Below are 4,200 nucleotides of genomic sequence, written 5' to 3'. Positions count from 1 at the left end.
GGCGTCGTACCCACGATTCGCCGCGGGTCGCGGCTCCTACAATAATCGCAGGCAGCCCACTGTCTGTGTGGGAGCGCCGACCCGGCGCGAAATGATTGCGGCCTTGCTGCAAAACCGGCGTCGTACCCACGATTCGCCGCGGGTCGCGACCACACAGGGCGGAACACCATGCGTGTGCGGTCGAACCTCATCGATAGCCTGGCGTTACGCGAAGCGGCCTCCTGGGAATGTCCCGGGTGTCGCTACGCTCGACCTAGGCTACGAAATCGTGGCAGGGGCTTTAGCCCCAATAAGCCTTGAAGGGCTCGGGGCTAAAGCCCCTCCCACAATTAAGAAAGCGCCCTACTCCACCCGCACGCTGGCAGTCATGCCGGCGCTCAACTGGACGTTTTCGGGCACCGCATCGAGCTTGATGCGCACCGGGATACGTTGAGCCAGGCGCACCCAGTTGAAGGTCGGCTCGACGTTGGCCAGCAGTTGGCCGTCCGGGCTGGCGTTGCGGTCGGTGATGCCGCGACTGATACCTTCCACTTCGCCGCGGATCTCCTGTTCGCCGCCCATCAACCAGATTTCCACCGGTGCACCGACCTGTATGCGCGGCAGTTTGGTTTCCTCGAAATACGCCTGCACATAGAACGAGCCGGTATCGACCAGAGCCATCACCGCCTGCCCGGCCGTCACGTAGTTGCCCTGGGCCAGCCTCAGGTTGGTGACCTGGCCGTCGCGCGGCGCGCGCACTTCGCTGCGCTCCAGATTAAGCTGGGCGATACGCAGGTCGGCCTGGGCCTCGCGGTATTCACTGCGAGCCATCTCGGCGTTGATCTGCGCGTTCTCACGCAGCTCGGCGCTGATCGCCTGACTGCCCAGGCGCGCACGACGGGAAGCCTCGTGCTCGCGCAGGCTGAGCTGCTGCTTGCGGATGTCGACCACGGCCTGGGCCTTTTCCAGCGCGGCCTGGTAGCGGTCCCGGTCGATGGTCATCAACAGGTCGCCAGCCTTGACCTGCTGGTTGTCGTGCACCTTGAGGTCGAGCACCCAGCCGGACACGTCCGGCGCGATGGTCACCACATCGGCGCGCACCCGGGCATCCCGGGTCCAGGGCGAATACATGTAGTGCTGCCAGATCCACGAGCCGGCGAGAACCGCCACCGCCACCATGGCCAGGGTGATGCCGACGCGAATGGTCGAACGCATGCTTTTCTCCTCAAGTCGCCAGGACGGCAATCACCGCCGCCAGGACGCAAACGAACAGGGCGCAGTCGAACAAGGCCTCGTGCCAGATCCACTGCGCCAATCCCACGCGCTGCAGCCCCAGGCGGATCACGCCGGTGAGCAGCAGCGCCAATACCGCGTAGGCCGCCATAGGGCTCAGCAATACGCCGCCCAGCGACCATTCATGTAAGCCCATTGGCTTCTCCTCTTAGCTGGCACCAGTGGCGCCAGCCGTTCTGCAACTGCAACAGCGCCGCTTCGGCGAGGCGCTTGTCGATGCTCGGCGTGCAGGCGCGCAGGGCTTGCTGCAACTCGGCCACCGGGGCGTTCAGGTCATCCTCGCGGCCCGGCGCCGGGCCGCGCTCCAGCGCATCGTCGAGGCGCTCCAGAAACCGTCGCTGCGAGCGCGCCAGGCCGGCATCGGCCTTGGCCAGACAGGCGCGCAGGTGCAGCAGCTCGTCACCCAGGTCCAGGCCAGCAACGCCTTCGTCCCAGCGGCTGCGCGCCTGATCCGGACGCGCCGGGTAGTGCCGCGCCAGCTGCAGCAAGCGGTCGGCCATGCGCCCGCCGAACCAGTTTTCCGCGCGGCCCAGGTCACGGCGTGTCAGCCGGCCAAGGTCGACCAGCACGGCATGCACCAAGCGCCGGCCATGCCACACCGGGTTGCGCAACACAATCACGCGAAACGCCATGACCGCCACGGCCACGCCCATGAGCATGCCCGGCGCCTCGTTGAGGAAGAATTCGACGTTGTAGCCAACCCCCGGCGCGGGCAGGCAGAGCACGATGAAGTGCAGGCAGAAGGCCGTCGAGGTGGCGGCCACCGCCGGCTTGGCCATACCCAGCACGCCAAAGAACAATGGTACGCCGAGCACCATGCAGAGCATCACGAAACCGTCGATCTGCGGCATCAGAATCTGCCCGACGAAGAACGCCACCGGCAGCGCGTAGAGAATACCGCGCAAAAACATCATGCCGATCTGCGGCGCCGCCTCCAGTCGCGCGAACAGGCTGCACACCACGCAGGCCAACAGCATGGCGCCGGTGGCGTGGGTCCAGCCGGTGGCCAGCCAGAAGCTCGCCAGGGTCAGAAACGCCAGGGCGCTGCGTGAACCGAACACCAGCGCGCTCTGCCAGTCGTAGTGCCAGGACAATGCCCGCGGCGCATCGGCCGGCGCCCGCCCCTGTTCGACGGCCTGCAGCGCACGGCTGGCATCCTCGATACGCATCAGCAGCACGGCCATGCGCTCCAGGCACAGTTGCTGGCCGCCATTGAGCTCATCGTCCCCGGCAGCCTGGCGCAGGCGCTCGATCAACTGGGTTCTGTCCTCGGCATCGTCCTGCAGGCGCTCGTCCACTTCCTGCAGCCAGGGCGCCACAGCCTCGGCCTCGCGGCTGTTCAATTGCCGCCACTGGCGTGCCACGCCACGCGCTAGGCGCAGCACGCCCAGCAGGTCGCGACTGAGCACGCGCAAGGCGATGGCCCGCTGGCGACCGCGCTCGCCTTCGAACCAGGCGTGTTCTCGCTGGGCGTCCACGGCGACGATTCTCGACAGCGCTTCGAGCAGGCCCTTACGCGCCTCCTCCTCGCCGGTCAGCGCCTGGCGTGCGGCCTTGAGGCCGGTCTGCCAGGCATCGCGGGCCTGCTGCGCCAATTGGCGCTCGACCCGCTGCGGCCACAGCAGCGCGCTGCTCAAGGTGGCGCAGACGATGCCCAGGCAGATTTCCGTGGAGCGGGCGATGGCTTCATCGAAGACCACCTGAGGTTTGCCGATGGCCGGCAGGCCAATGATCGCCACCGTGTAACCGGCCAGCACGAAGGCGTAGGACCAGGCACTGCGCAACATGGTCGACGCGGCCGTGCACAGGCCCAGCCACAGGGCGAAGGCCAGCACGAAGAGCAGTGGCATCTGCGCGAACAGCGCCATCATCACCACGGCCATGAAGGTGCCGACCAGGGTGCCTAGCAAGCGCGCCAGCCCTTTCTGCACCACCATACCGGACAGCGGCTGGGCGACGATGAAGGCGGTCATCAGCGCCCATTGCGGCTGTTCCAGGCCCAGACGCAGGGCGAGCCAGAGTGCCAGACCGCCGCCGAGCAGGGTCTTGATCGCGAACTGGAGGGCTTGGGTGCTTGGCGCGACGAACGCCAGCAGGGAATCACGCACGGTGCTTACCTAAAAGGGTCTCAGCTCTGAACATAGCCGTAGCCAAAGGGTTCCGCCTCCGTGCAGAAGGCAAATTATTAGCTAGCTAAGTATATGCTGTCCAGAGGGTCGCGACCTTTAAGTGTTTCCGTGGCTGGAACGGGGAACGAAAAAAAGGGCGACCGAAGTCGCCCCAATGCCTTGCGTGCTCGTGAATCCGGATTTCAGTGCGGTTTTTTCTTGTTCGCATCCTTCCAGACGAAATACGTAAACCCGGCGCCAAACAGAATCATCAGTCCAACGGTGCCGATACCGGCGAGAACCACCACATCTAAGAACATGCTGCCTCCTTGCACCTGCTGCTCGGGTATGGCGCTACGTTAACAGCCACACGCCGCCCGCCATTGACCCAGGTCAACGGCCAGGCACACACGAGCTTCAGCGCCAGACAGCGACTGATCTGCATCAATTTAGACAGGTCTGGAGCAGCGCGGACGGGTACGCAGCAAAGCCGCGTTGGCGTCTGTTCGCAGTCTTTTATAAGTGCGTAAACAGCAGAAATGGCAGGTGGGCAGAGCGCGTTATGGGTAGGAGAGGCTTTAACCACGAGCTATTTTTAGGAGCAAGAGGCTCACGGCCAAAACGGAGCGCGGCCCGCCCCTCCTACAAGATCGTGACCGAATCGCAGGCTCCTAGAGCCTGTTCAAAGTCTTATCTGCGCATGAAGCGGCAACTACAAGGCAGGAGCAGACACTCAAACCAACCTGTGGGAGCCCCGACCTCGGGGCGAAACGATTGCAGCCTGACTGCCTATTTCGGCGGTGCCTGAGCGATTCGCCGC

Annotated in this window: 4 protein-coding genes; all 4 read right to left on the bottom strand. The window is 64.8% G+C overall.

Features of this window, described 5'->3' with window-relative positions:
* Positions 1 to 342 precede the first annotated feature (342 nt).
* Positions 343 to 1,194, bottom strand: coding sequence for an efflux RND transporter periplasmic adaptor subunit (locus BVH06_RS19015; RefSeq protein WP_075935125.1), 852 nt, complete (start codon positions 1,192 to 1,194; stop codon positions 343 to 345).
* A 10-nt stretch (positions 1,195 to 1,204) separates the two neighbouring features.
* Positions 1,205 to 1,408, bottom strand: coding sequence for a DUF1656 domain-containing protein (locus BVH06_RS19010; RefSeq protein ID WP_075932084.1), 204 nt, complete (start codon positions 1,406 to 1,408; stop codon positions 1,205 to 1,207).
* A complete protein-coding gene (locus BVH06_RS19005; protein WP_075935124.1) occupies positions 1,395 to 3,380 on the bottom strand; it encodes an FUSC family protein in 1,986 nt (661 codons plus the stop codon). The genes BVH06_RS19010 and BVH06_RS19005 overlap by 14 nt, the downstream gene beginning before the upstream one ends.
* Before the next feature lie 203 nt (positions 3,381 to 3,583).
* Positions 3,584 to 3,700, bottom strand: coding sequence for a cytochrome c oxidase subunit CcoM (gene ccoM / locus BVH06_RS26155; protein ID WP_305883381.1), 117 nt, complete (start codon positions 3,698 to 3,700; stop codon positions 3,584 to 3,586).
* Positions 3,701 to 4,200: the final 500 nt, after the last annotated feature.

The organism is Pseudomonas sp. PA27(2017) (assembly GCF_001945445.1).
Classification (GTDB): Bacteria; Pseudomonadota; Gammaproteobacteria; order Pseudomonadales; family Pseudomonadaceae; genus Aquipseudomonas.
Note: the sequence above shows the minus strand (reverse complement) of the source record. Positions and strands in the feature narration are given on the sequence as shown.

Bases quoted from the DNA above. Each gene is read 5' to 3' on its own strand.
- BVH06_RS19015 (WP_075935125.1), bottom strand. From the start codon at position 1,194: ATGCGTTCGACCATTCGCGTCGGCATCACCCTGGCCATGGTGGCGGTG.
- BVH06_RS19010 (WP_075932084.1), bottom strand. From the start codon at position 1,408: ATGGGCTTACATGAATGGTCGCTGGGCGGCGTATTGCTGAGCCCTATG.
- ccoM (WP_305883381.1), bottom strand. From the start codon at position 3,700: ATGTTCTTAGATGTGGTGGTTCTCGCCGGTATCGGCACCGTTGGACTG.